This window comes from Collinsella sp. AM17-1, from assembly GCF_003470665.1.
Classification (GTDB): Bacteria; Actinomycetota; Coriobacteriia; order Coriobacteriales; family Coriobacteriaceae; genus Collinsella.
On the sequence record NZ_QRJZ01000011.1, the window covers coordinates 40575 to 64330 of the forward strand.

Annotated in this window: 18 protein-coding genes; 8 read left to right on the forward strand and 10 right to left on the reverse strand. The window is 62.4% G+C overall.

Features of this window, described 5'->3' with window-relative positions; all coding sequences use genetic code 11:
- Positions 1 to 83: 83 nt before the first annotated feature.
- The gene (locus DW195_RS06515) at positions 84 to 413 is read right to left on the reverse strand and encodes a TIGR04076 family protein (protein ID WP_118206218.1); all 330 of its coding nucleotides are present in this window, start codon (positions 411 to 413) and stop codon (positions 84 to 86) included.
- Positions 406 to 1230, reverse strand: coding sequence for a PfkB family carbohydrate kinase (locus tag DW195_RS06520; protein ID WP_118206219.1), 825 nt, complete (start codon positions 1228 to 1230; stop codon positions 406 to 408). Before DW195_RS06520 ends, DW195_RS06515 begins: the two co-directional genes overlap by 8 nt.
- A gap of 560 nt (positions 1231 to 1790) precedes the next feature.
- On the opposite strand from DW195_RS06520, the gene DW195_RS06525 reads away from it, so the two are divergent.
- Genes DW195_RS06525 through DW195_RS06535 form a run of 3 tightly spaced genes read left to right on the forward strand, consistent with a single transcriptional unit; the run spans position 1791 to position 6016 of the window.
- The gene (locus DW195_RS06525) at positions 1791 to 2297 is read left to right on the forward strand and encodes a MarR family winged helix-turn-helix transcriptional regulator (RefSeq protein WP_118206220.1); all 507 of its coding nucleotides are present in this window, start codon (positions 1791 to 1793) and stop codon (positions 2295 to 2297) included.
- On the forward strand, positions 2290 to 4104 hold the full coding sequence (locus DW195_RS06530; protein ID WP_118206221.1) for an ABC transporter ATP-binding protein: 1815 nt from the start codon (positions 2290 to 2292) through the stop codon (positions 4102 to 4104). Before DW195_RS06525 ends, DW195_RS06530 begins: the two co-directional genes overlap by 8 nt.
- Positions 4097 to 6016: an ABC transporter ATP-binding protein gene (locus DW195_RS06535; protein WP_118206222.1), complete on the forward strand. Its 1920-nt coding sequence runs from the start codon at positions 4097 to 4099 to the stop codon at positions 6014 to 6016. Before DW195_RS06530 ends, DW195_RS06535 begins: the two co-directional genes overlap by 8 nt.
- A gap of 305 nt (positions 6017 to 6321) precedes the next feature.
- Here DW195_RS06535 and DW195_RS06540 read toward each other — a convergent pair whose 3' ends face one another.
- On the reverse strand, positions 6322 to 7200 hold the full coding sequence (locus DW195_RS06540) for a LysR family transcriptional regulator (RefSeq protein ID WP_118206223.1): 879 nt from the start codon (positions 7198 to 7200) through the stop codon (positions 6322 to 6324).
- Positions 7201 to 7433: 233 nt separating this feature from the next.
- Here DW195_RS06540 and DW195_RS06545 point away from each other — a divergent pair, with 233 nt between their 5' ends.
- From DW195_RS06545 to DW195_RS06560, 4 genes are all read left to right on the forward strand, one after another.
- Positions 7434 to 8315 (forward strand): SDR family NAD(P)-dependent oxidoreductase, encoded by an 882-nt coding sequence (locus DW195_RS06545; protein ID WP_117734887.1) that lies wholly within the window; start codon positions 7434 to 7436, stop codon positions 8313 to 8315.
- Positions 8316 to 8399: 84 nt separating this feature from the next.
- On the forward strand, positions 8400 to 9656 hold the full coding sequence (locus DW195_RS06550; protein ID WP_118206224.1) for an MFS transporter: 1257 nt from the start codon (positions 8400 to 8402) through the stop codon (positions 9654 to 9656).
- A gap of 69 nt (positions 9657 to 9725) precedes the next feature.
- Entirely contained in the window at positions 9726 to 10766 is a 1041-nt protein-coding gene (locus DW195_RS06555) for a Gfo/Idh/MocA family protein (protein ID WP_118206225.1), read from the forward strand.
- A 186-nt stretch (positions 10767 to 10952) separates the two neighbouring features.
- The gene (locus DW195_RS06560) at positions 10953 to 13100 is read left to right on the forward strand and encodes a Tex family protein (RefSeq protein WP_118206226.1); all 2148 of its coding nucleotides are present in this window, start codon (positions 10953 to 10955) and stop codon (positions 13098 to 13100) included.
- 379 nt (positions 13101 to 13479) lie between these two features.
- On the opposite strand, the gene DW195_RS06565 is transcribed toward DW195_RS06560, so the two are convergent.
- Complete coding sequence (locus DW195_RS06565; RefSeq protein WP_199576330.1) at positions 13480 to 14184, reverse strand: transaldolase; 705 nt, start codon at positions 14182 to 14184, stop codon at positions 13480 to 13482.
- A gap of 193 nt (positions 14185 to 14377) precedes the next feature.
- Positions 14378 to 15205 (reverse strand): HAD hydrolase family protein, encoded by an 828-nt coding sequence (locus tag DW195_RS06570; RefSeq protein WP_158567913.1) that lies wholly within the window; start codon positions 15203 to 15205, stop codon positions 14378 to 14380.
- A 75-nt stretch (positions 15206 to 15280) separates the two neighbouring features.
- Here DW195_RS06570 and rlmKL point away from each other — a divergent pair, with 75 nt between their 5' ends.
- On the forward strand, positions 15281 to 17839 hold the full coding sequence (gene rlmKL, locus DW195_RS06575) for a bifunctional 23S rRNA (guanine(2069)-N(7))-methyltransferase RlmK/23S rRNA (guanine(2445)-N(2))-methyltransferase RlmL (protein ID WP_118206229.1): 2559 nt from the start codon (positions 15281 to 15283) through the stop codon (positions 17837 to 17839).
- Between the two features lie 95 nt (positions 17840 to 17934).
- On the opposite strand, the gene DW195_RS06580 is transcribed toward rlmKL, so the two are convergent.
- From DW195_RS06580 to DW195_RS06600, 5 genes are all read right to left on the reverse strand, one after another.
- Positions 17935 to 18648, reverse strand: coding sequence for a response regulator (locus tag DW195_RS06580; RefSeq protein ID WP_118206230.1), 714 nt, complete (start codon positions 18646 to 18648; stop codon positions 17935 to 17937).
- Positions 18649 to 18652: 4 nt separating this feature from the next.
- Entirely contained in the window at positions 18653 to 20278 is a 1626-nt protein-coding gene (locus DW195_RS06585; protein WP_118206231.1) for an ATP-binding protein, read from the reverse strand.
- Positions 20279 to 20386: 108 nt separating this feature from the next.
- Positions 20387 to 20611, reverse strand: a complete 225-nt coding sequence (locus DW195_RS06590) for a hypothetical protein (protein ID WP_118206232.1) — start codon at positions 20609 to 20611, stop codon at positions 20387 to 20389.
- A gap of 31 nt (positions 20612 to 20642) precedes the next feature.
- Positions 20643 to 22670: a KUP/HAK/KT family potassium transporter gene (locus DW195_RS06595; RefSeq protein WP_118206233.1), complete on the reverse strand. Its 2028-nt coding sequence runs from the start codon at positions 22668 to 22670 to the stop codon at positions 20643 to 20645.
- A 167-nt stretch (positions 22671 to 22837) separates the two neighbouring features.
- The gene (locus tag DW195_RS06600; RefSeq protein ID WP_233540832.1) at positions 22838 to 23707 is read right to left on the reverse strand and encodes a nitroreductase family protein; all 870 of its coding nucleotides are present in this window, start codon (positions 23705 to 23707) and stop codon (positions 22838 to 22840) included.
- Positions 23708 to 23756 lie beyond the last annotated feature (49 nt).

Genomic DNA, 23756 nt, shown 5'->3' on the forward strand with positions numbered 1-23756 from the left:
ATTCCCATATACAAATCGAGCGTGGTTTTTCTCCCACTTTGAGCGTTCAAGTGCGCTCTAAACGGGAGAAAATCCACGCTCAACTACTCGTCGACGATCTCGGCAAGCCAGACATTCAGCGTATCGACCTCGGGGCAGCAGAACTTTGCCGTACCGGGCTCATTGCCAGGCACGGTTCCGCCATAGCGCAGGATATCGATATAGGGAAAGCCCACATGGCAGGCCATGGCGCACATCTTGCCGCGGTCTCGGTCGAAGTCAAAAACGTCGCCCGGCTTGTGACCATGATGGCAGCGGCACGTTCCCAGCTGGTCCACGCAGCTCACGCGGATACGCGGACGTTTGCCCCGCGGCGCGCCGAGCGGCTTGCCCCCGCCCGCAGGCTTGGTGCCGCCCTCGCCAGCGTTACTCATGGTCAATCACATCCAAGCAGGCTTCGATTGGAAGGCCGGCCGACTTGTCCTCCTGGTCGGCATTGCGCTCGATAAGCTCAGCCACCACACGCATGGCATCGGACGTCGCGCGCTGCAGACTCCAACCTGCCATAACGCGGCCGACGAGCACCGCCGAGAACGTGTCGCCCGTGCCCGGGAAATAGACCGGAATGAGCTCAAAGGGAATCGTAAAGTACTCCCCCGCCACATAGTCGTAACCGATAACCGCGTTCGTGCCATTGACCACGGCGCTCGTAATGACCACCGATTTGGCACCCAGCTCGCGCACGGCGTCCACAAGGGCGCGGGCCTCATCGGGCGTGATCTGCTCTGCAATAGGCGTATCGGTGAGCAGACAGGCCTCGGTGTAGTTGGGCACCGCGTAATCGGCGCACTCGAGCAGGTGCCTCATGAGACCGATCGTGGACTCGGGCACGCCCGCATAGAGCTTGCCGTTGTCACCCATGATGGGATCGACGAACACCTTGGTGCCCTTTTGCCCGCGGCGGTGGCAAAAGTCCGAGATGATACGCGTCTCTTCCTCGGTCACGATAAAGCCGGTCGAGATGGCGTCGAACTCAAAGCCGAGCTCCTCCCAGATGGCAAGACTCTGACGCACGTACTCCGTGGTGTCGTGGATGTAGAACTTGGGATAGTTGAGCGTATCGGACACAAGCGCCGTCGGCAGATTGTGGATACGGTAACCCATGTGCGACAGCACCGGCAGCATGGCGGAAAGCGCGACCTTGCCGTAACCGCACATATCGTTAATCAGCAGCAGCTGAGTATTCTTCATGAGGGTCTCCCTTGGTTCGGGCACGGCGCAGCAGCGCCACAGTGCGACTAAGTGTAGCGCAGGAGGCGTTGTGGGCGGGCGGTGGCGCCGTGGAGGTCAAATTGTTGCGGAAAGGTTTCGGAAATGGGGGCTGTTTGCTCCATAGCGGCCTAGTTGATGCTACTCATATAGCTCCATTTCAAAACTATGCCTATTTACTACGTTTAACCGCCCGCCTCCAACCACAGCGAATTTCTCTCCAACAAAACCGCAGGTAGATAGCTTGCGTTTTTTCAGAAACAGCTGTTGTGGTCAGCGATGCTGGATTCATCGTAGTAATTAGGCATAGTTTTTGGCAAGGCCGCTTCGAAAGGCATCATCGCAGCCCAAAACGATACCTTTTCCTTCGTCCCCAAGGGATCAGATTGCCGCTTAGGAGCGTTTGCAGCGTCGAGCGGTTACGGCGTTTGGTAAAACGCCGTAACTTAATAAGTTTGGTACCTTGACATTTATTTCTTGCACTCCTAAATTAGTTAGGCACAAAACAATTGCACTACCTAACTAAAGAAAGGAGCGACACCATGTGCGATGACCACATCGGCCTCTGCCCCCACACGCCGGGCGGCGACCCCCATGAACCCGCAGATGCGCCCGCGGCACAGTCCCAATCAGACGCGCTCGCCAAGCACATCCTAAACGGGCTGGGCTTCTGCGGCCACTTTCTGCACTTTCACGGCGGCGGCGCCTCGGGAAAGGCCCCCATCGTCTGCTTGCTCGCCAAGCAGCCAAACGGCGAGATGTCACAGCAGGAACTAGGCCTGCACTTTGATCTTAAGCCCGGTTCGCTTTCCGAGATTCTCTCCAAGATCGAATGCGCCGGCCTTATCGAGCGCAGCCGCAATCCCAAAGACCGGCGGCAGCTCACCATTCGCCTGACCGAAGCGGGATGGGAAAAGGCCCACGTAGAGCAGGCGGCCCGCATTCGCTTTAGAGAGCAGGCCTTTAGCGCGCTCACCCACGACGAGCGCGAGCAGCTCGCCGAAATGCTCGATAAAATCCGCGTAACCTGGGAGGAACTGGATGATTAAAACCCTCATGGGAAGCATCCGCGACTATATGAAAGTCACCGTTGCCACGCCGCTGCTCGTGCTTGGCGAGGTGCTCTGCGAGATGCTGATTCCATTTATCACCGCCAACCTGATCGACGCCATCAAAGACGGCGCCACCGTAGCCGAGATGCTTCCCACCGCGGGCCTTTTGGTGCTCATCGCGCTGACATCGCTGGCTTTTGGCGCCGCGGCAGGCGTCACCTGCAGCCATGCGAGTTGCGGCTTCGCCAAGAACCTGCGTCACGACCTGTTCTACAAGATCCAGACGTTCAGCTTTGCCAACATCGATGAGTTCTCGAGCTCCTCGCTCGTCACGCGCCTGACCACCGATATCAACAACGTGCAGCAGGCCTTTATGATGATCATCCGTATCGCCGTGCGCGCGCCGCTGGTATTGATCTTCGCCTTTACCATGGCGTTTATCATGGGCGGCAGCGTCGCCATGGTCTACCTGGTCATCATTCCGCTGCTGGGCTTTGGACTGTTCTTTATCATCTTTAAGGTGCGCCCCATCTTCTCGCGCGTGTTCCACAAGTACGATGCCCTTAACGAGTCCGTCGAGGAAAACGTCACCGGCATGCGCGTGGTCAAGAGCTATGTGCGCGAAGACTTTGAGAAGGAGAAGTTCGCGACCGCCGCGCGCGACGTCCAGATGGACTTCACCCGCGCCGAGAAGCTGCTCGCCTTTAACAACCCCATGATGAACATCTGCGTCAACGGCGCGTTTGTCGTCATCATCTACCTGGGCTCCAAGCTCATCATCACGAGCCAGGGCACGCTGTTCGACGTGGGCCAGCTCTCCTCGACCTTTACCTATGGTTTCCAGATTCTCATGAGCCTGATGCAGCTGTCGATGATCTTTGTCATGGTGACCATGGCCGACGAATCGGCACACCGCATTGCCGAGGTGCTGGCCGCCGAGCCCACGATCGCCGATCCCGCCGAGCCCGTGCTCGAGGTTGCCGACGGTTCCATCGACTTTGACCACGTGAGCTTTAAGTATTCCAAGCATGCGAAGCGCCAGGCGCTCGACGATATCGACCTGCACATTACGAGCGGCGAGACCATCGGCATCATCGGCGGCACCGGCTCGGCCAAGTCCACGCTCGTTAACCTCATCGCCCGCCTGTACGACACCACCGAAGGCGCTGTGCGCGTGGGCGGCGTGGACGTGCGCGACTACGACCTGGACGCGCTGCGCCACCAGGTCGCCATGGTGCTGCAGAAAAACGTGCTGTTTAGCGGCACCGTCGCCGAGAACCTGCGTTGGGGCGACCCGAACGCCACCGACGAGGAAGTCCGCGAGGCAGCGCATCTGGCCTGCGCCGACGAGTTTGTCGACGGTTTCCCCAAGGGCTACGACACCTGGATCGAACAGGGCGGCTCTAATGTTTCGGGCGGTCAGAAGCAGCGCCTGTGCATTGCACGCGCCCTGCTGCGTCGCCCCAAGATCTTGATCCTGGACGACTCCACGAGCGCCGTCGACACCAAGACCGACGCCAAGATCCGCGCAGGGCTGGCAAGCTATCTGCCCAACACGACCAAGCTCATCATCGCCCAGCGCATCAGCTCCGTGCAGGACGCAGACCGCATCATCGTCATGGAGGGCGGCCGTATCGCGCAGATCGGCAACCATGACGAGCTACTCAAGACGAGCGAGATCTACCGCGAGACCTTTACCTCGCAAAACAAGATGTCTGCTGAGGGCGAAGGGGCCGTCGAGGCCGACACCGAGGCATCCGCAACGCAAGCTCAGACCCAGGAAGGAGGCGAGGCACATGAGTAAGGCAACGACCGCCGAGCGCGCGCTCAACCGTAAGGGCGGCACCATGTCGCGCCTCATCAAGACGCTCTTTGGCTTCTATCCCGTGCTTTTGCCCCTTGTCGTCGTCGGCGTGGTACTCTGCGCCATCATCAACTCCATCGGCGCGACCTTCCTTCAGAGCGCCCTGCAGATTATTAGCGAATCGTGGCAGTCGGGCGACTGGACGACCGCGCAGCCCAAGATTCTGAAGCTCGTGACCACCCTCGCCTGCATCTACGGCGTCGGCATCCTGTCCTCGCTGTTCTGGAACCGCGCCATGGCCATCGTCACGCAGGGCTCGCTCGAGAAGCTGCGCGAGAAGATGTTCAACCGCATGCAGGACCTGCCGATCCGCTACTTCGACACGCACCAGCGCGGCGATATCATGAGCCACTACACCAACGACATCGATACGCTGCGCCAGATGATCAGTCAGTCGCTGCCCAACCTGCTCATGACGATCATCATCATCGTCACGGTGTTCTTTATCATGCTGTACTACAGTGTGTGGATGTGCCTGGTCATCATCGCCGGCGTCGCCTTTATGACCTTTATGACCAAGCTGCTCGGCTCCAACTCCGCGCGTTTCTTCATTGCACAGCAGACCGAACTCGGCGTGGTCGAGGGCCATATCGAGGAAGTCATGAACGGCCAGAAAGTCGTCAAGGCGTTCTGCCACGAGTCTGCCGCCGAGGCTGATTTTGACGAGCGCAACGAAAAGCTCTTCGAGGTCTCACAGAAGGCCAACATGTACGCCAACATCCTCATGCCCATCCTTATGAACCTGGGCAACTTGCTCTACGTGCTGGTGGCCCTTGCCGGCGGCATTTTCCTGGCGCTGGGCGTGCCCAACCTGAGCATCTCGGGCATGGCGCTGTCCATCGCCGTCGTGGTGCCGTTCCTTAACATGACCAAGCAGTTCTGCGGACAGATCGGCCAGATCTCGCAGCAGATCAACGCCGTGGTCATGGGTCTGGCCGGCGCCGACCGCATCTTTGAGCTCATCGATGAGGAGCCCGAGGCCGACGAAGGCTACGTGACGCTCGTCAACGCGCAGGTAAACCCCGAGACCTGGGAGCTCGAGGAGGCCGACCACCATACTGGCATGTGGGCATGGAAGCATCCGCACCGTGCAACCGGCGAGATCGAGTACGTACCGCTGCGCGGCGACCTGGTCATGGACAACGTCGACTTTGGCTACACGCCCGACCACGAGGTGCTGCACGGCGTGTCCGTGTTTGCCAAGCCGGGCCAGAAGGTCGCGTTTGTCGGTGCCACCGGTGCCGGCAAGACGACCATCACCAACCTCATCAACCGCTTCTATGACATCGCCGACGGCAAGATCCGCTACGACGGCATCAACGTCAACAAGATCCGCAAGGCCGACCTGCGCCGAAGCCTGGGCGTCGTGCTGCAGGACGTGAACCTGTTCACCGGCACCGTGATGGATAACATCCGCTACGGCAACCTGGATGCGACCGACGAGGAGTGCATCGCGGCGGCCAAGCTCGCGGGCGCGGACGACTTTATCACCCGCCTGCCCGACGGCTACGACACGATGCTCACCGGCAACGGCGCACAGCTGTCGCAGGGTCAGCGCCAGCTGATCTCGATCGCACGCGCTGCCGTCGCCGATCCGCCGGCGATGATTCTGGACGAGGCCACGTCGAGCATCGACACCCGCACCGAGGCCATCGTGCAGGCAGGCATGGACAAGCTCATGGAGGGCCGCACGACATTTGTCATCGCGCACCGCCTCTCCACTGTGCGCAACTCCGACGCGATCATCTGCCTGGACCACGGCCGCATCATCGAGCGCGGCAACCACGACGAGCTGATTGCCAAGCGCGGGTACTACTACCAGCTGTACACGGGAGCGTTTGAGCTGGAGTAGGAACGGTTACTGACGGAGGGTGCCCCGGGGCGTCGGGGTAATTCCTCCGTGCTCAAACATTCTCGCTTCGCTGCGAAACTGCGCGCGGAGGAAATACCCCGCCGCCCCGGGGCACCCTCCTGCGCGCAATCAGCCCGTTGTTTAAAACGGAATAAAGGTTAGTGAGGCCCCGGCCGTTTGGCCAGGGCCTCGTTTTGTTAGTCTTTTTGGGACGGGGCTTTTTAACTACTTTGAGGGTGCGCAGGCAGGGCGGCGAAAGTAGCTAAAAAAGCCCCGTCCCAAAAAGACTACCCGCGCCAAATGAGCTAGGTGAGAAGCTGGGCCATGGCGTTGACGAATTTTTGGACTTGGAGGGTGGGCTCGAGCGGATAGTGCAAAAAGACCGGCACCTCGCGGCCGCATAGGAACGGCACGCCCACAAAGGCCGGGTGCACGCCCGACCACGCTCCGCAGGTGAGCACCGCATCGCCCTTTTCCTCCGCATCGTTAAAGAGCGCAAAGTCAAAGCTGTCTACGTCGATCACGTCCACGCCGCCGTCGGCCAAAAGATCGATACGCAGGCTGTCCATGGCGTCGTTGCCGTGACGAAGCACGCGCAGGCGCATGCCTTCCAGGTCGGCGACCGTAATGCGCGTCTTGCGCGCGAGCCGGCTTGTGCGGGGCACATCGATATAAAACGGCACATTGACGATGCGGAGCTTTTGGCAGGCGTCGCCCCAGCGCGGGGTCGAAAAACTCGACTGCACCACATCCACCTCGCGCCCCAGGCTGCGCATAACGGTTTCACGCTCGTCATAGAGGTCGCTCACCGGGACAATTTCAAAGCGCAACGACGGTTCCAACTCGTGCACGCCCGTCCACATCGACAGCGTCTGGCGCCCCGGGCACATCATCGACACGCCCAGGCGCACGGCGCCGCCGTCGCCCGCCGCGCGTCGGGCGCGGCGCAACGCATCCTCGGACTGGCGCATGATCGAGCGCGCATCGTCCACCAGCAGTGCACCCGCCGGCGTCACCTTGACGCCCGAGTGTGAGCGCTCGAACAACGTGATGCCAAACTCGGCCTCGAATCCCGACACCTGCTTGACGAGCGCCGGGGTCGACACGCGCAATTTTGCCGCGGCGCGCGAGAAGCTTCCCAGCTCCGCGGCGGCCGTTACGGCCTCGAGTCGTCGATCGTACACATCAATCTCCCGTTTCCAGACATATGGCCATGCGTTGCCAAAGGGGGTTGTTTTGGCAGGTCACACACTCAATTAAGAACAAATCGTCTCGCAAGCTATAAACCACAGGTTTACGCCATTCTAACAAATATGCAATTCACCTGCGCAAATGCAAAGCATACGATAACCAGCGAAAACCACGTGGGTCGATTAATGGGAGCGACCCACCGGGAGGCACAAGAAGGGAAGTTCCTATGAGCAATTGGCTTAAGCTCGAGGGCGATGTCTGCGCCGTGACCGGCGCGCTCGGCGGTATGGGCGTCGAGATTTGCCGCGAGTTCGCCCGCAACGGCGCCAACGTCGTCTTGCTCGACCTAGACGAGGAGAAGGTCAAGGCAGCAGCCGCCGACCTCGCCGCCGAGTTTGGTATCCACGCCGAGGGCTACAAAATGAACGCCACCGACGAGGCCGAGGTTCAGGCTGCCGTCGACGCCACCATCGCCAACTTCGGCCGCGTCGACGTTCTCGTCAACACCGCCGGCATCCTGCGCTTCGCCGCCATGGAGGACCTGCCGCTAAGCGACTGGGAGCAGGTGCTCAACGTCAACCTCACCGGCTACTTCATCACCTCGCAGCGCTTTGGTCGCGAGATGATCAAGGCCGGCCAGGGCCGCCTAGTGCACATCTCGACCGTTGCCAGCCACTCCCCCGAGACGTTCTCGGGTGTGTACAGCTCCACTAAGGCCGGCGTCAACATGATGTCCAAGATGCTCGCCGCCGAGTGGGGCCCCTACGGCGTGCGCTCCAACTGCGTCGAGCCCTGCTTTGTCAAGACCCCCATGTCGGCGAGCTTTTACGCTGACCCCGAGGTCGAGAAGAGCCGCAGCCGCCTTATCGCCACGCGCCGCATTGGCGAGGTCAGCGATATCGCCAACGCCGTCATGTTCCTGGCGTCCAAGCGCTCGGACTTTACCACCGGCGACGCCATCAAAGTCGACGGCGGCTTCTCCAATATGATGGGCGACCTCACCGCCAAGCCTGGAGGCCGCCGAGCCTTTGCCGACAACTACCTCAAGAACAAGGGTGTCGAGCTTTGGTCCGATGAGTCCGGCGTCGCAAAGCCGACTGACCAGTAAACCAGCCCGGTAGAAAGGGGCGCGGGGCAAGCACCTCAGCGGCGTTTGCCCCTCCCCTCCCCCGTATCGATTAGAAAGAGTCCAATGGCTTCCACCAACTCCAACAAGGGTCGCGCCGTCGTGCTTTCCGCCGCGTGCGTCACCATGTTCTTTATCAGCTCCATCGCGCTGTATTCCGTTGTGAGCAAGAACCTGCTCGCCGTCTACCCCGAGTGGTCCAGCGCACTTACCTGGGCTTTCCCGGTCTTCCAGACCATCATGGCCGTGACGGGCATCTTCGCCGGCCGCATCTCCGATAAGATCGGCCCGCGCAACGTCGTGATCGCTGCCGCCGTGTGCTACGGCGTGGGCTGGTTCATGTCCGGCACCGTCACCGAGCCGTGGCAGTTCTACCTGTGGTTCTCGCTCGTCGCCGCCATCGGCAACGGCCTAGGCTACAACCCCGCGCTCACCACCGGCCAAAAGTGGTTCATCGACAAAAAGGGCCTCGCCTCCGGCATCACCCTGGCCGCTTCGACCGCCGGCCCCGCCGTGTTGTCCCCGGTGCTCGCCTCGCTGCTCATCCCGAGCCTGGGCATCTTTGGCGCCCTCAAGGCACTCGGCGTCATCTTCTTTGTGACGATCGCCGCCTCCGCCCTGTTCCTGAAGGCCCCCGAGGCCGGCTGGCTGCCCGAGGGCTTCGAGGCCCCCAAGGGCGGCGCGCATGCCGGCACCTTCGGCGACCTCACCCCGGGCGAGATGGTCAAGACCCCGCGCTTCTGGGTCCTCATCGTCACCTTCGCCTTTGCCGCCACCGCGGGCACCCTGCTCGTGGGCAAGGTTGCCTCCATCGCCGCCGTCCAGCTCTTCGCCGACCCCACGAGCGCCGCGGCCGTCGCCCTCGGCGGTGTGGTGGTCTCCGTCAACACCTGCGCCAATCTGGTCGGCCGTCTGTCCTTTGGCCAGATCATCGACAAGCTCGGCGCCTACAAGTCGCTGCTCATCAGCCTTATCGTCACCATCGTCGCGCTCGTCATCATGTCGATGAGCTTTACGCAGACTATGTTCTTCGTGGCACTCGCCCTGCTCGGCTTTAGCTTTGGCGCCCTGCTCGTCATCTACCCGCCGCTCACCGGTGGCGCCTTTGGCACCAGCAACATCGGCGTCAACTACGGCATCATGTTTTTGGGCTACGCCGCTTCTACCTGGATCAGCCAGCCCATCACCGCCGTGCTGTATCACGCCGAGGCCGGCAGCGCCGCCTATCAGCAGTCCTTCTACGGCGCCATCGTGATCGCCGCCATCGCCGTCGTGCTCACCATCTACATGATGGTCTCCGACAGCAAGAAGAAGTCCGCCTAGTTTTACCGATGCGACGAGGGGACAGCCCCTTTGTCGCATTCCACCAGCCACCAGTATTTAGGAGTCGAAATGTCTGAGCTCAACCCCGTCCGCATTGCCGTCATCGGCGCCGGCGCCATGGGCCGCAACCACATCCGCTTTGTCACCGAGGAGCCCGAGGCCGAGCTCGTCGCCATCGCCGACGCCTTTGAGGGCGCCCGCGCCACGGCCGAGGCCGCCGGCGTGCCGTTCTTTACCGATCCCGCCCAGATGATGGACGAGGTCAAGCCCGAGGCCGTCATCATCGCCACCCCCAACGACCTGCACCTAGGCGTTGCCCGCGAGGCCATCAAGCGCAACATCGTGCCGTTGGTCGAAAAGCCGATCTCCAACGATCTCGAAGATGCCCAGGCCTTCGCCGCCGAGGCCGAGACCGCCGGCGTGCCCGTGCTCGTGGGTCAGCACCGTCGCCACAACCCCTTCGTCAACAAGGCCAAGGAGATCATCGAGTCCGGCGAGCTGGGCAAGCTCACCGTGTCGAGCTTCCACTACATGATCTATAAGAACGACGAGTACTTCGATGTCGAGTGGCGCCGCAAGAAGGGTGCCGGCCCGATCCTGGTCAACCTGGTGCACGACGTCGACCTGCTCCGCTACCTGCTGGGCGAGCCCGTCGCCGTCCAGGGCATGCAGTCCAGCGCCGCCCGCGGCTTTGAGACCGAGGACTCCGCCGTGGTCAACGTTCGCTTTGCCGACGGAGCGCTCGCGAGCATGACCATCTCCGACGCCACCGCCAGCCCCTGGAACTGGGAGGCCACCGCTCGCGAGGACCCGCAGTACCGCCCCTTCGACGCCGACGCCTACTTCATCGGCGGCACCAAAGGCGCCCTGTCGCTGCCCCGCCTGCACCAGTTCTCCTACGACGGCGCCTCCAACTGGCACAAGCCGCTGCAGATGGAGATTCCGGCCGTCGACCCGGCACTGCCGCACAAGATGCAGCTCAAGCACTTTGTGAAGGTTGTCCGCCGCGAGGTCGAACCCGTCGTGACCCCCGCCGACAACGTCAAGACGCTCACGCTGCTTAACGCCATCAAGGAGGCCGCCGAGACCGGTCAGCTCGTCGAGCTGTAATGCCTTAAGAGCGGCCGCGGCAGAAACCCCATGCCGAGTCCCTCGGTCCGCCACAAATAAGCCCCTCTTCTTTGCCCCACGAGCAGCCTCCTGCCCGCGGGGCTTTTCTTTGCAGCCGCGGCGCGCGGGCGGGTGGTAGACTGGGTGGCTCATGCACCTGTAACGTACTCACAGACAGGAATTCCCATGGATCTTATCGCCCAGCTCGCCCGCGAGCTCAACCTTAAGGCCGCCAACATCGAGGCGGCCGTCAAGCTCATCGACGAGGGCAACACCATCCCCTTTATCTCGCGCTACCGCAAGGAAGCAACGGGCGGCATGGACGACGTCGCCCTGCGCGCACTCGACGAGCGCCTGTCTTACCTGCGCAATCTTGAACAGCGCAAAGAGGACGTCATCCTGCTCATCGACGCCCAGGGCAAGCTCACGCCCGAGCTCGAGGCGCAGATTCGCGAGGCCACGCAGCTCCAGCGTGTCGAGGACCTCTATAAGCCCTACCGCAAAAAGCGCATGACTCGCGCGCAGAAGGCCCGCGAGGCCGGCCTGGAGCCGCTCGCCAACATGATCATCATGCAGGCCTCGGCCAAGGGCAGCGCACTCGACGCCGCCGCGGCATACGTCAACGAGGAGGCCGGCTTCGACACGCCCGAAAAGGCGCTCGCCGGCGCGGCGGACATCGTGGCCGAGACGGTGGCCGAAGACCCCGAGAACGTCGCCGACCTGCGCGCCTTTACGCAAAACACCGCCGACATCGTCGTCGAGGCCACCGACCCCGCCGAGAAGACCCCCTACGAGCCGTACTACAGCTATGACGAGCCCCTGCGCCGCATCCCCAACCACCGCGTGCTGGCTATCGACCGCGGCGAGCGCGAGGGCAAGCTCCGCGTACGTGTGAACGTCGACGGCGCTGCCGCTACGGCGCGCCTCGGCAGCCGTTGGCCCCGACGCCAGGGCGTGTTTGCTCCCATCTTCGATGCCGCCATCGCTGACGGTTACAAGCGCCTCATGGCTCCCTCGCTGGAGCGCGAGACCCGCGCCAAACTCACCGTTCGCGCCCAGACCGAGGCCATCAACGTCTTTGCCAAGAATCTCGAAGGCCTGCTCTCGGCACGCCCCGTACGCGGCGCCCGCGTGCTCGCGCTCGACCCGGGCTACCGCACCGGCTGCAAGGTCGCCGTCATGGACGAGACCGGCAAGCTGCTCGACCACGGCGTGGTCTACCCCACCAAGCCGCGCCACGACGTCGCCGGCACCAAGCGCGAGCTCGCCCGCCTCGTCAAGAAGGACGGCGTCAACACCATCGTCATCGGCAACGGCACCGCCAGCCGCGAGACCGAGGAAGTCGTCTCGGAGTTCATTGCCGAGCAGGCTCCTGAGCTGCGATACACCATCGTCAACGAGGCCGGCGCATCGGTGTACTCCGCCTCCGAACTCGCCAGCCAGGAGTATCCCGACTTGGACGTCACCGTGCGTGGCGCCATGAGCCTGGGCCGCCGCTTGCAAGACCCGCTGGCAGAGCTCGTCAAGATTCCGCCCCAGTCCATCGGCGTGGGTCAGTACCAGCACGATCTTGACCAGGCCGAGCTTTCGCGCACCCTGGGCCACGTGGTGGAGGACGTCGTCAACCGCGTGGGCGTCGACGTGAACACCGCGAGCGCGAGCCTGCTGGGATACGTTTCGGGCATCACGCCGAGCGTGGCCAAGAACATCGTGGCTTTCCGCGAGGAAAACGGCGCCTTTACCGATCGCCGCCAGCTCAAGAAGGTCCCCAAGCTGGGACCCAAGGCGTACCTCAACGCCGCAGGTTTCCTGCGCATCAGCGGCGGCAAGAACCCGCTCGACGCGACAAGCGTCCACCCCGAGAGCTACGAGGTGGCAACGGCCGTCTTGGAGCGCGCTGGCGTTGCGGCAAGCGAGCTCAGCCGCGGCGGCGTGCCCGACATCGAGCGCCGTCTGGGCAGCATCTCGGCGCTGGCAAGCGACCTGGACTGCGGCACCCTCACGCTCATCGACATCGTCAACGAGCTCAAGAAGCCCGGCCGCGACCCGCGAGACGACGCGCCCGAGGTGGTCTTTAGCCGCTCAGTGCTTTCCATCGACGACCTGGAGCCCGGCATGGAGCTCAAGGGCACGGTGCGCAACGTTGTGGACTTTGGCGCCTTCGTCGACGTGGGAGTGCACCAGGACGGCCTCGTGCACATCTCCAAGCTCGCCAACCGCTTCGTCAAGCACCCGAGCGACGTGGTACGCGTCGGCGACACGGTAAAGGTGTGGGTCGAGAAGGTTGATCGCGATCGCAAAAAGATTTCGCTCACCATGGTGCAGGGGAAGTAACCGCCAAAGCAAAGGCACCCCCTCTCGCGATGTGCAAAATCGCGAGTATTCTGCAAATTCCGCCGTTCCAGATGCCCCTCAGAGGCAATAAAGTCACAAACAGCCCCCGTTTTGGCGTTTTTAGAGCCAAAACGGGGGCTGTTCCGCGCTTCAACCAGCTGGTAAAAACCTTTACCTTGCTGAATACTCTCAATTTTGCACGTCGCAGACGGGGGTACCTTTGCCCACGGCAGGATATGGAGGCCGATTACCAGCCTACCGGCAAGCTCGTGTCGGCAGCCCCGGCCTTTCCTTTGCCTAGCGCGACCCTCGCGAAGCGCGTGAGCGATAGGGAAAGGAAAGCCGGGGCGAGCAGCCCGCGGCGTAGTCAGTGTTCGCGTTACGGCAGAATATGGAAGCCCAAAGCGGCGATATCCTTGGCAAAGCCGCGCACGGTGTCGAGCGAGACCTCGTATGGATCGCGGCCGATGTTCTTGCGCTTGGCCAGGATGCTGTTGGGCACCGTAATGATCTGGCAACCGCAGGCCTCGGCCTGGTAAATGTTGATGAGCTCGCGAGTGGATGCCCACAGGACCTCGCAGTTGGGCTTTGCGGCGGCCTTCTTGACCGACTCCGTCATAAACGGAATGGGATCGACGCCGGTGTCGGCGATGCGGCCGGCAAAGAGCGAGATGATGGACGGCGTCTCGGCGTCAACGGCCTCGACCATCTCATCGACCTGCGTAGGCGTAAAGATGGTGGTGACGTTGACCTTGATGCCGTCAGCCGAAAGCTTACGGACCAACTCGGCGGTGGACTCGCCTTTGGTGGTCACGCACGGGATCTTAACGTAGACGTTCTCGGCCCAGGTAGCGATCTCGCGGGCCTCGACCTCCATGGTCTCGACGTCATCGGCAAAGACCTCAAACGAAACGGACACATCGGTGATATGGGTCAGGACCTCTTTGGCAAACGCGCGGTAATCCGTCACGCCGCCCTTTTTCATAAGGGACGGGTTGGTCGTGAAACCCTGAACGTTGCCGTTCTCGTACATGTCGAGCATGCCCTCGAGGTTTGCACCGTCAGCGAACACCTTGATTGCCATCTGCCTGATTCCTTTCGCTTGCACATGGGCGTTAAACTGCTAAACACTTTACCTACGTTTATCAAGGCGTGAGCTGCGGTTTTTTATCTTCTCGGCGAACGGTATAAACACCTCAGTGTTTGGATTGATAAATCGATTGAGCATGCAAAAGCAAAGAGTCGCAGTTTGAGCAAACGTCAGAAGGCGAGATTCATTAGATGAGGCCGAAATGTTGCATCGCTGCGACGGTGCCGTCGTGTGCGACATCGTCGGTCACGTAGTCGGCGACCGCCTTGACCTCGGGCATGGCGTTGCCCATGGCGACAGCCGTCTCGACGGCAGCGAGCATACCCAGATCGTTGCCGGAATCGCCGAAGCCGAAGGTGCGCGCGTTGCCAGTGCGGCCCAGATACTCCAGCGCTCGCGCCACGCCCACGCCCTTGTCGATGCCCTTGGGGCTCAGCTCGCGGTTCTGGCCACCGGTGTTGCACAGCTCAAACTCGCGATCGATAAAGCCGTCATCGTTGGCTACGCGAGCCAGGTCGCACGCGTTAATGCACACCTTGCCTACGCGCAAGCGGCCATCGACGCGCATCTGATCAACGCCATGCACCACGCCGGCGCCTAGCAGAAATGACTGTTCGACACCAACCGGCTCAAGTGAATAGGTGGCACCATTCGTCTCGAACAACGCCTCGCCGCCCGCCATAGTAATGCGACGCGCGAGCTCCTCAACAATGTCCTCGTCAAAGCAGTCCTCGTGTACCACGCGGCCCTCGACCTCGAGCGTGGCGCCCGCCATGGCAACGATGCCCGCCGGATTCAGGACACGTAGACCATCGGCAACCAGCCACAGGGGGCGGCCCGTGCAGATAAATGCCTTGTGCCCCGCATCGCGCAAACGGTGAAACGCCTCGATAACCGCCCGCGAGGGACGCACCGCCGTAAAGTCCTTATCGGTCATATCGTCGGGATCGAACGACGTCAGCGTGCCGTCCACGTCAAAAAAGAGCACAGCGGATTCGGGGCACGCATCAATCATATGGGTTCCTTTCGAGGATAAGGGCAAACGAAGCATCCATCATATAATGGAGCGACGCAATCAGAGAGGTCACCCATGGAATTTTACGCAAGCTGCCCCGAGGGCTTTGAGTCCGCACTCGCCGATGAGCTTAAACACCTCGGGCTTTCGCATGTCCGCCGCCTGAAGGGCCGCGCTACGTTTGAGGGCGAGCTCGAAGAAGGCTACCGCGCCTGTCTGTGGTCGCGCCTGGCCAGCCGCGTGTTTGTGGTGCTTGGGCGCTTTGAGGCGCAGGATGCCGACGAGCTGTACGACAGCGTTTACGACATCGCCTGGGAGACTATCATCCGCCCCGGCGCCACCATCGCCATCACCGCCCGCGGCGTGACCGAGCAGCTGCGCAACACGCGCTTCTCGGCTCTGCGCGCCAAGGACGCGTTGTGCGACCGTCTGGCCGAGACCACGGGCCGTCGCGCCGATGTCGACGCCGCCGACCCCGACGTTCACCTGCTGCTTTCGCTGCGTCAGCGCCGTGCGAGCATCAGCCTGGACCTTTCGGGCGACCCGCTGTTCAAACGCCTGCCGCCCGCTGCGACCCGTGCCGGCGAGGGCGCGCACGTGTTGCGCCCCGACTACGCCGCCCTGGTGCTGGCGCAGGTCGGCTGGACCGCACTGTGCGAGCGCGAGTTGACAGCCGACGATTACGAGGATGAAGCCCTTCCCACGCTAATCGATGCCTCGTGCGCCGGCGGCGGCCTGTTGCTGGAAGCCGTGAACATTCTGACCGACCGCGCCCCGGGCGCCACACGCGAGCGCTGGGGCTTTGAGGGCTGGCAGCCGCACGACGCCGCCCTGTGGGAGCAGCTGCTTGCCGAGGCGCGCGAGCGCGAAGCGGCAGCGCGCGAACGCCAGGCGCGCATCGTTGCCGTAGACATTGACCCTGCCGCCCGCAAGACCGCTGAGCGCATGGTCAAGTGTGCCGGCTACAAGCGCTTTGTCGATTTTTGCGCCGCCAAGTCCGCCACCGTGCTGGACCACGCAGGTGCCGTTGCCGGTGCCGCCCTGGTCGCGGACACGACCGAGACCCCGCTTTCGCTCATGCACGATGCCATGACGTTGGTCGGCGAGCTGCGCCGCGCGCCCGAGCTCGCTTCGGCACCGGTCGCCGCACTCACCCGCGATGGCCTTATGGCCCGTGCGCTCCATGCCGAGCCCGCGCGCTCCATCGCCGTCATGCCCAATAACGAGGAGGCGGCTCTTGAGGCTTGGCCCTCGCTCGATCATGCTGCCGCAGTGTTTGAGGCTGCGACCAGCGCAAACACCGAGGAGCAGACCGCGGATGCCCAAGACGAAGCCGCCGACACCCCAATGCCCGAACCTGCTGCCACGCTCGACCTGGGTGACGGCAAGCCGCTGCCCGTGCTCATTCCCGAGTCCGAGCAGTTCGCCAACCGCCTGCGCAAGAACGCCCGTCTGCGCCGCAAGTGGGCCAAGCGCGAGGGCGTGAGCTGCTACCGCGTCTACGATGCCGACCTGCCCGACTACTCCGCCGCCATCGACCTGTACGAGGGCTGCCCGCAGACGCCGGGCCGCTGGCTCGTCATCGCCGAATACGCCGCACCCAAGACCATCGATCCCGCGCTAGCCCAGGCCCGCATGCTCGACATCTTGGCCATCGCGCCGCGTATCCTTGATGTTCCGGCCGAGCACGTGCACGCCAAGGCCCGCATGCGTTCGCGCGGCGGCTCGCAGTATGGCAAGCAGGGCGCCGGCAAGGGCGGATCGGGCGAGCGCGCCAACATCGCGCGCCGTCGTCTGCCGCTCATCGAAGAGGGCGGACTCACCTTTGCCGTCAACTTTGACGACTATTTGGATGTGGGCATCTTCCTGGATCATCGCGTCACGCGCAACCTGGTGCGCGAGCACGCCAAGCAGGCGCGCCGCTTCCTCAACCTGTTTGCCTACACCGGCACCGCCACTTGCTACGCAGCCGACGGCGGTGTCGAGGAGACCGTGACGGTCGACCTTTCCAACACCTATCTGGACTGGGCCGAGCGCAATATGCGCCAGAACGGCTTTGTTGGTCCGCAGCATCATTTTGTGCGCGACGACGTGCTCGCCTGGATTCGCGACCAACGCCAGACGCGCAACCGCTGGGACCTGATCTTTGTCGACCCGCCCACGTTCTCGAACTCGTCCAAGATGGGCCGCCGCACCTGGGATGTCCAGCGCGACCATGTTGAGCTTTTGGCCGGCGTATCGCGCCTGCTCGCGCAGGGCGGCCACGCCATCTTTAGCTGCAACCTGCGCGGCTTCCGCCCCGAAACGCGCAAGCTCGCGCGTACGGGCGTGGTGCTACAGGACATTACGGCGCAGACCATCCCCGAGGATTTCGCGCGCAACCAGAAGGTGCATCATTGCTATATCGTGCGCCGCCTGCCCATCGAGGACGCCATGGCAGAGGTCGGCTTTAGCGCCGAGGAGATTGCCGAGCGAACCGAGGAGCTGCGTAACCCCGAGGCCCGCAAGCCTCGCACAACGGCATCCGCGCACGCGCAGGCCGGCAACCGAGGGCCGCACGGCGACGGCAAACCCTCCCCCGCTGGCAAGCCCAAAAAGAAGAAGTTCTACGCCAGCAAGCCCAAGGGCAAATAGACAACGTTGCGGTGGAATACGGACTGTTTTGCCTGGAATTAGGTAAATTTAGACCGTATTTCACCGCAACTCATATTGGGATGGCGGATGCCGACCTATCCCTGGATGACCAATCGGTAACCAATACCCACGTGCGTCTGGATATAGCGCGGATGCGCGGGGTCGGACTCGATCTTCTTACGCAACGTGCCCATAAAGACACGCAGGCTCGCCAGGTCGCTCTTGGTCGCCGTGCCCCAAATCTCGTGCAGGATAAACTGGTGCGTCAGTACCTTGTCGGCGTTATGCGCCAGCAGGCACAGGAGCTTATACTCGATCGGCGTCAGATGCAGTTCCTCGCCATCCATCGTGGCGATGCCGGCATCAAAATCGATATGCAGCTCACCGGTATCGAACGAGCCCTCGGAGACAACGCCGCCCGTCTGCGCATACGAAAGGCGCCTGAGCGTCGTGCGAATGCGCGCGAGCAGCTCCTCGACCGAAAACGGCTTAGTCAGGTAGTCATCGGCGCCGGCATCGAGTGCGCGGATCTTGTCCGCATCCTCGCTGCGCGCCGAGACCACGATAATCGGCATGCCCGACCATGCGCGCACCGACTCCACCACCTTGACGCCGTCCATATCGGGCAGGCCCAGATCGAGCAGCACAATGCTCGGTGCCTGCGATGAGGCGGCGGCGATGGCGGCATGGGCAGTCTCAACGGCCATATGACGCAAGCCGTGCGCCTCGAGCGCGGCAACGATAAGGTTGCGGACGGCGGGATCGTCCTCAACGACCAAGATGAGCGGTTTTACGGCAGAGTTCGGCACGGCGCTACTCCTTATCAAACGAAACGTCGGCGGCGGGAAGTTCAATCGTAAAGACCGAACCGTGCGGGTCCGCCGCGGCAACCTCTATGCTACCGCCATGTGCCAACGCAATGGAACGGCAGAGCGAAAGACCCAGGCCAACGCTGCGGTGGCTGTCGGCCAGACCATGGTTGGCGGTATAGAACGACTCGAAGATCCGCTCGCGATCCTCGGGCGCGATGCCCGGACCATCATCGGCCACCGAGCACGCCACGCGTCCATCGTCGACGCTAATCGAAATCATGATATGCGAGCCCGCGGGCGTATAGGTGATGGCGTTGTTCACCAGATTGACCACCAGCTGCACCATCAGGCGTGCATCGACGTTGACGAGCGCCGGCTCATCGCACGCCACCACCTTAAGGTCGTGCTCGCGCACGGCAGGGTTCACGTGGCGCAGCGCCTCCTCGACGATATCGTCCATGAGCTCGAGCGTAGTCGACAGACGCATGCCGCCGCCCTCGAGCTTGGTGATGGCGAGCAGATTCTCGACGGTGGCGTTGAGCCACAGCGCATCCGAGCGAATGGATAGAAGCAGGCCGCGGCGCGTCTGGGCATCGAGCACGGCGGTGCCGGTCGAGCCCTGGTCGAGCAGCACGTCGGCATTACCCGAAATACTGGTAAGCGGTGTGCGTAGATCGTGCGAGATGGAGCGCAGCAGGTTGGCGCGCAGCTGTTCGTTTTTGGCGAGCACCGCCGCCTCCTCGCGGGCCTCCATGGCGCGGGCGCGGTCGAGCGCCAGCTCGCCTTCGCTCACGATGGCATCGGCAAGCGTCCGCTCCTCATGCGTCAGCACGTCGGGCTCGGCAACGATAGCCAGCACGCCCACCACCGAGGCGGGGTCGCCCGAACGGACGAAGCCGTCGCCCGTGCGAACCGTCAGGTAGATGCCATAAAACGCCGAGCCGCCATAGGTGGCATCGAGCGGCGTTCCCACATAGGCGGACGCCGAGAGCCGCGGCGGCATCTGCGGCGCCAGTTCATGCACCGGCGCGGCATCGCCCACGGCCGTGTATGTCGCACGCGGCAGCAGGTCATCGCCCTCGGCGTCGGCGCTGTACCACACGACCGGACAGCCCGAAAGACGCGCCAGCTGCGTTGCCATGGCATGGACAATCTGCTGCTGATCGGCGCACCGCTGCAGCATGCGGTTGGTCTCGAGCACCATATGCGTGCGGCGGTCGCTGGCGGCAGCCTGTGCCAAGGCACGGCGCAGGGCCAACGCAATCGAGCTCGACACAAGCGAGACCACGAACATGATGAAGAACATGCCGGGATAGACGCGGTCGATAAACGACAGCGAGTAGCGCGGGCCGACAAACAAGAAGTTGTAGAGTGCCACAGCAGCAGCCGAGCTCAGCAAGCAATACAGGCGACTCCAGGTAAAGAATGCGCACAGCTGAACGGCGAACACATAGACGATCATGATGCTCGGCGCGAGACCCGGATGGTCGAGCAGCGCGCCCACAATCGTCGCCGCGACCAGCAGTCCCACCGATACGCAGGCGTCATACAGAGGAGTGCGGCGCGTCAGCGTTGTGCGCCGCCACCAAAAGCTATCGGCAATATCGCCGTCCGTACGGACGTCCATCAGCCCCCGCCCCTCTCAAAAACAAAAACCACCACAAAGGGACAGGCACCTTTGTGGTGGTTTCCCTTGTGGCGGTTCCAAGTGTATAGCCTTTGCAACCGGCGGTCGCTAGACAAACAGCACGTGCGCGAGCAGCGCGCAAACGCACGCCGCGACAAGCAGCGTCACCACGATCGAGATCACGCGGTCGGCCATGTCCATGTTGGCACGGTTCGTCAAAAACCGATCTTCGGCGGCGTCAGCGCGTGCCTCACGTACCAGCTCGGCAATCACCTCGCGGCCATCAAGCATCTTTGCATCCATGTTTGCCTCCCCGGTCTCAATCTTGTCCATCGAAAACCAACTCCGTGCAACCTGTCGGCGCCTACGGCCGCTCGTTGGGGGCCAGGCGTTGCATCTTGTTCACGGCCTTGAACTTGGTGAACAGCGGCACGTACTCAAAGCTCACGTTGGAGTTCTCCAGGCCGTACCAGCGTGCAGGCGTGCCGGCGGCGCGGCGGATGATGTACTTGAGCGTGATAGCCGTACGCTCGCTCGGCTCCACATCGCTTTCGGGCGCCAGAAGCTTACGGATCAGAACGAACTTGAACGTACCGATGTTACCCGGATCCTTGTAGACCGAGTAGTCATGCGTCTGCGCCGGCAGCTCGCCGGTGGCAGCCAGGTCCTGAACGACCTGGCGCAGGTAGGCATTGACGCGCTGGTTGATCTTGTAGCCCAGGTACAGATGCACGCGGAACACGTAGTCGGTGCCGAACGTCTCGACCGAATAGGCAAAGGTGTGCGGTTCATCCATGGTCTCGACATTCACAAACCACCAGGCGCGGGCGCGCTTGGGATGCTTGTCCAGAATCGAGTAGACGATGTCGCGGTCGATGTAGTCGGTATGGGTGTCCTTGGTCAGGTACACGACGTTGTCGCTCAGGCGCTCGTAGCGATCGTCGTCGCGCAGGCGCTTGAGCTGCGGCAGGTAGCTGCGCAGCGGCAGCAGCGTAAACTGGCGCTGCTCAACAGCCGTACCGTTGTACCAGCACACCATGATACCCATGATGAGCGCGGCCATGAGGATGGTGAAATAGCCGCCGTGGAAGAACTTGGTGAGCGAGCTCACGAAGAAGAAGCCTTCGAGCAAAAGGAAGAAGGCCGCGAAGATCCACGGCGCGACCTTGAGCTTGCGCTCCTCGTGCAGGTAGAAGAAGAGCAGCAGCGTGGTGCACATCATAGTCAGCGTAATGGCAAGGCCGTAGGCGGCTTCCATATGCGCCGAGTTCTGGAACAGCAGCACCACAATGACGCAGCCCACGAGCATGACGTTGTTGACCATGGGGATGTAGAGCTGGCCCTTGGTCTCGGCAGGGTAGAAGACCTGCATGTGCGGCATGAGGTCCAGACGGCTGGCCTCGGACACCAGCGAGAATGCGCCGGTGATGAGCGCCTGCGAGGCAATGATGGCCGCAACGGTGGAAAGGCCGACGGCAAACGGGCGCAGGCCCGGGGCGAGCATCTGGTAGAACGGGTTGAGATCGGCAATGCCCATGAGCTCGGGGTTGGCAGCGTTGTTCATAAGCCAAGCGCCCTGGCCCATATAGGAAAGCAGCAGGCAGCACTTAACGAACGGCCAGGTAGCGTAGATGTTGCCGCGGCCGACGTGGCCCATGTCGGAGTAGAGCGCCTCGGCACCGGTGGTGGCGAGGAAGCAGCTGCCCAGAATCATGATGCCCGCATGGTTGTTGGGGCTCAGCAAAAAGGCGATGCCGCGCACCGGGTTGAGGCACAGCAGCACGGCGGGGTGCTGGAGGACAAAGAACAGACCCGTACCGCCCAAGAACAGGAACCACAGCGTCATGATGGGGCCAAAGGCGTGACCGATCTTGGCCGTACCGATGCGCTGCACCAAGAAGAGCACGATGATGATGGCGAGCGTAATGGCAACGACGCGGCCCTGATCATCGCCCAGCACGGCATGGACCGCCGGGATAGTGCGCAGGCCCTCGATGGCCGTGGTAACGGTAACGGCCGGCGTCAGGATGCCGTCGGCGAGCAGCGCGGCGCCACCCAGCATGGCGGGGATGATAAGCCACTTACCGCAGCGCTTGACCAGGCTGTACAGGGCAAAGATGCCGCCCTCACCATGGTTATCGGCGCGCAGCGAGATGAGCACATACTTGATGGTGGTCAGCAGCGTGACCGTCCACACGACAAGGGAGAGCGCGCCGAGCACGAACTCCTCCGTGACGCTTCCGATGCCGCCGTTGCCGGCAACGAGCGCCTTGGTTACATACATGGGGCTGGTGCCGATATCGCCGTACACCACGCCCAGCGTGACGAGCATCGCCGAGATGCTCACAGGAATCGCAGCGTGCGAGGCTGCCTCCTTGGCCTTTTGTTCCATAAGCCGGTTTCCTCCCAACTTTAATGTTCGAAGGAATTATAGGTAATCGGCCCATGTTTGAATGGCACTGTTTTCCCAGCTAAATAAACATTTATACGGCCTTTAGGCCACCTCGGCGATATGGAATGTGACAAAGGGACTGTCCCTTTGTCACATCACCGCATTCGTTACTTGCCGAGCCAGTTTTTGAACCACCACTCCATGGAACGGCTCATCTCGGCCATAAAGGGGCTCGTGTGCTTGCGGGTGTAGATATCCACCACGCGCTCTCCTACCTCGCGGGCATGCGGACGGAACATCGCGTCCATCTCGGCCACCTGCGCGTCCATGGTCGTGGCGCCGGCGCGGCAGTAGCGCTCCTCGTGCACCAGGTTCACCACGGGGTGCGCGATTGCCGGGCGCTCCTTACGGGGCGTGCCGATGATGAGCATCGACAGCGGCATGGTATAGGGCGGCAGATCGAGCAGCTCGGCGACTTCCTCGGCATTCTCGACGATATCACCGATGTAGCAGCTCCCCAGCCCCAGGGCCTCGGCGGCAACCACGGCGTTTTGCGCGGCGATCACGGCATCCTGGGCCGCGATCGCAAAGTCGCCCAAACCCGGCGCGCGGCGGGGCGCCTTGCCCGTGCGCTCGACAAACTCGGGCTCAAAGCAGCCCACGTGCTCAAACAGATCGATCCACTTGGCATAATCGACCACAAATATAAGTGCCCAGGGCGCCTTGGCGATCATGGGCTGGTGATCGCACAGGTCGGCCAGACGATCCAGCGTAGCCTGCTCGCGAATGCTCACGATGGAATACATCATCATGGCGCCTGCCGACGGCGCACGACTCGCCGCATGCAAAATCGCCGCCCGCTGCTCGTCGGTCACCGCCACGGGGCGGTCGTCGTCATCACGCGCGAAGGCACGCGTGGAGGAACGGTGCTCCAACGTGTCCAGCACCGCGTTGCCCGTGGTCTCGACCGGATAGCCGTACGTATCGACCGCCGCTCCATCGCCGCCCATGTCCGCCTTGCAAACCTGCTCGCTCATCGCCCTACCCTCGCCATTTCTTTAAGAAGCCTTTACGTTTCCGTGTAAT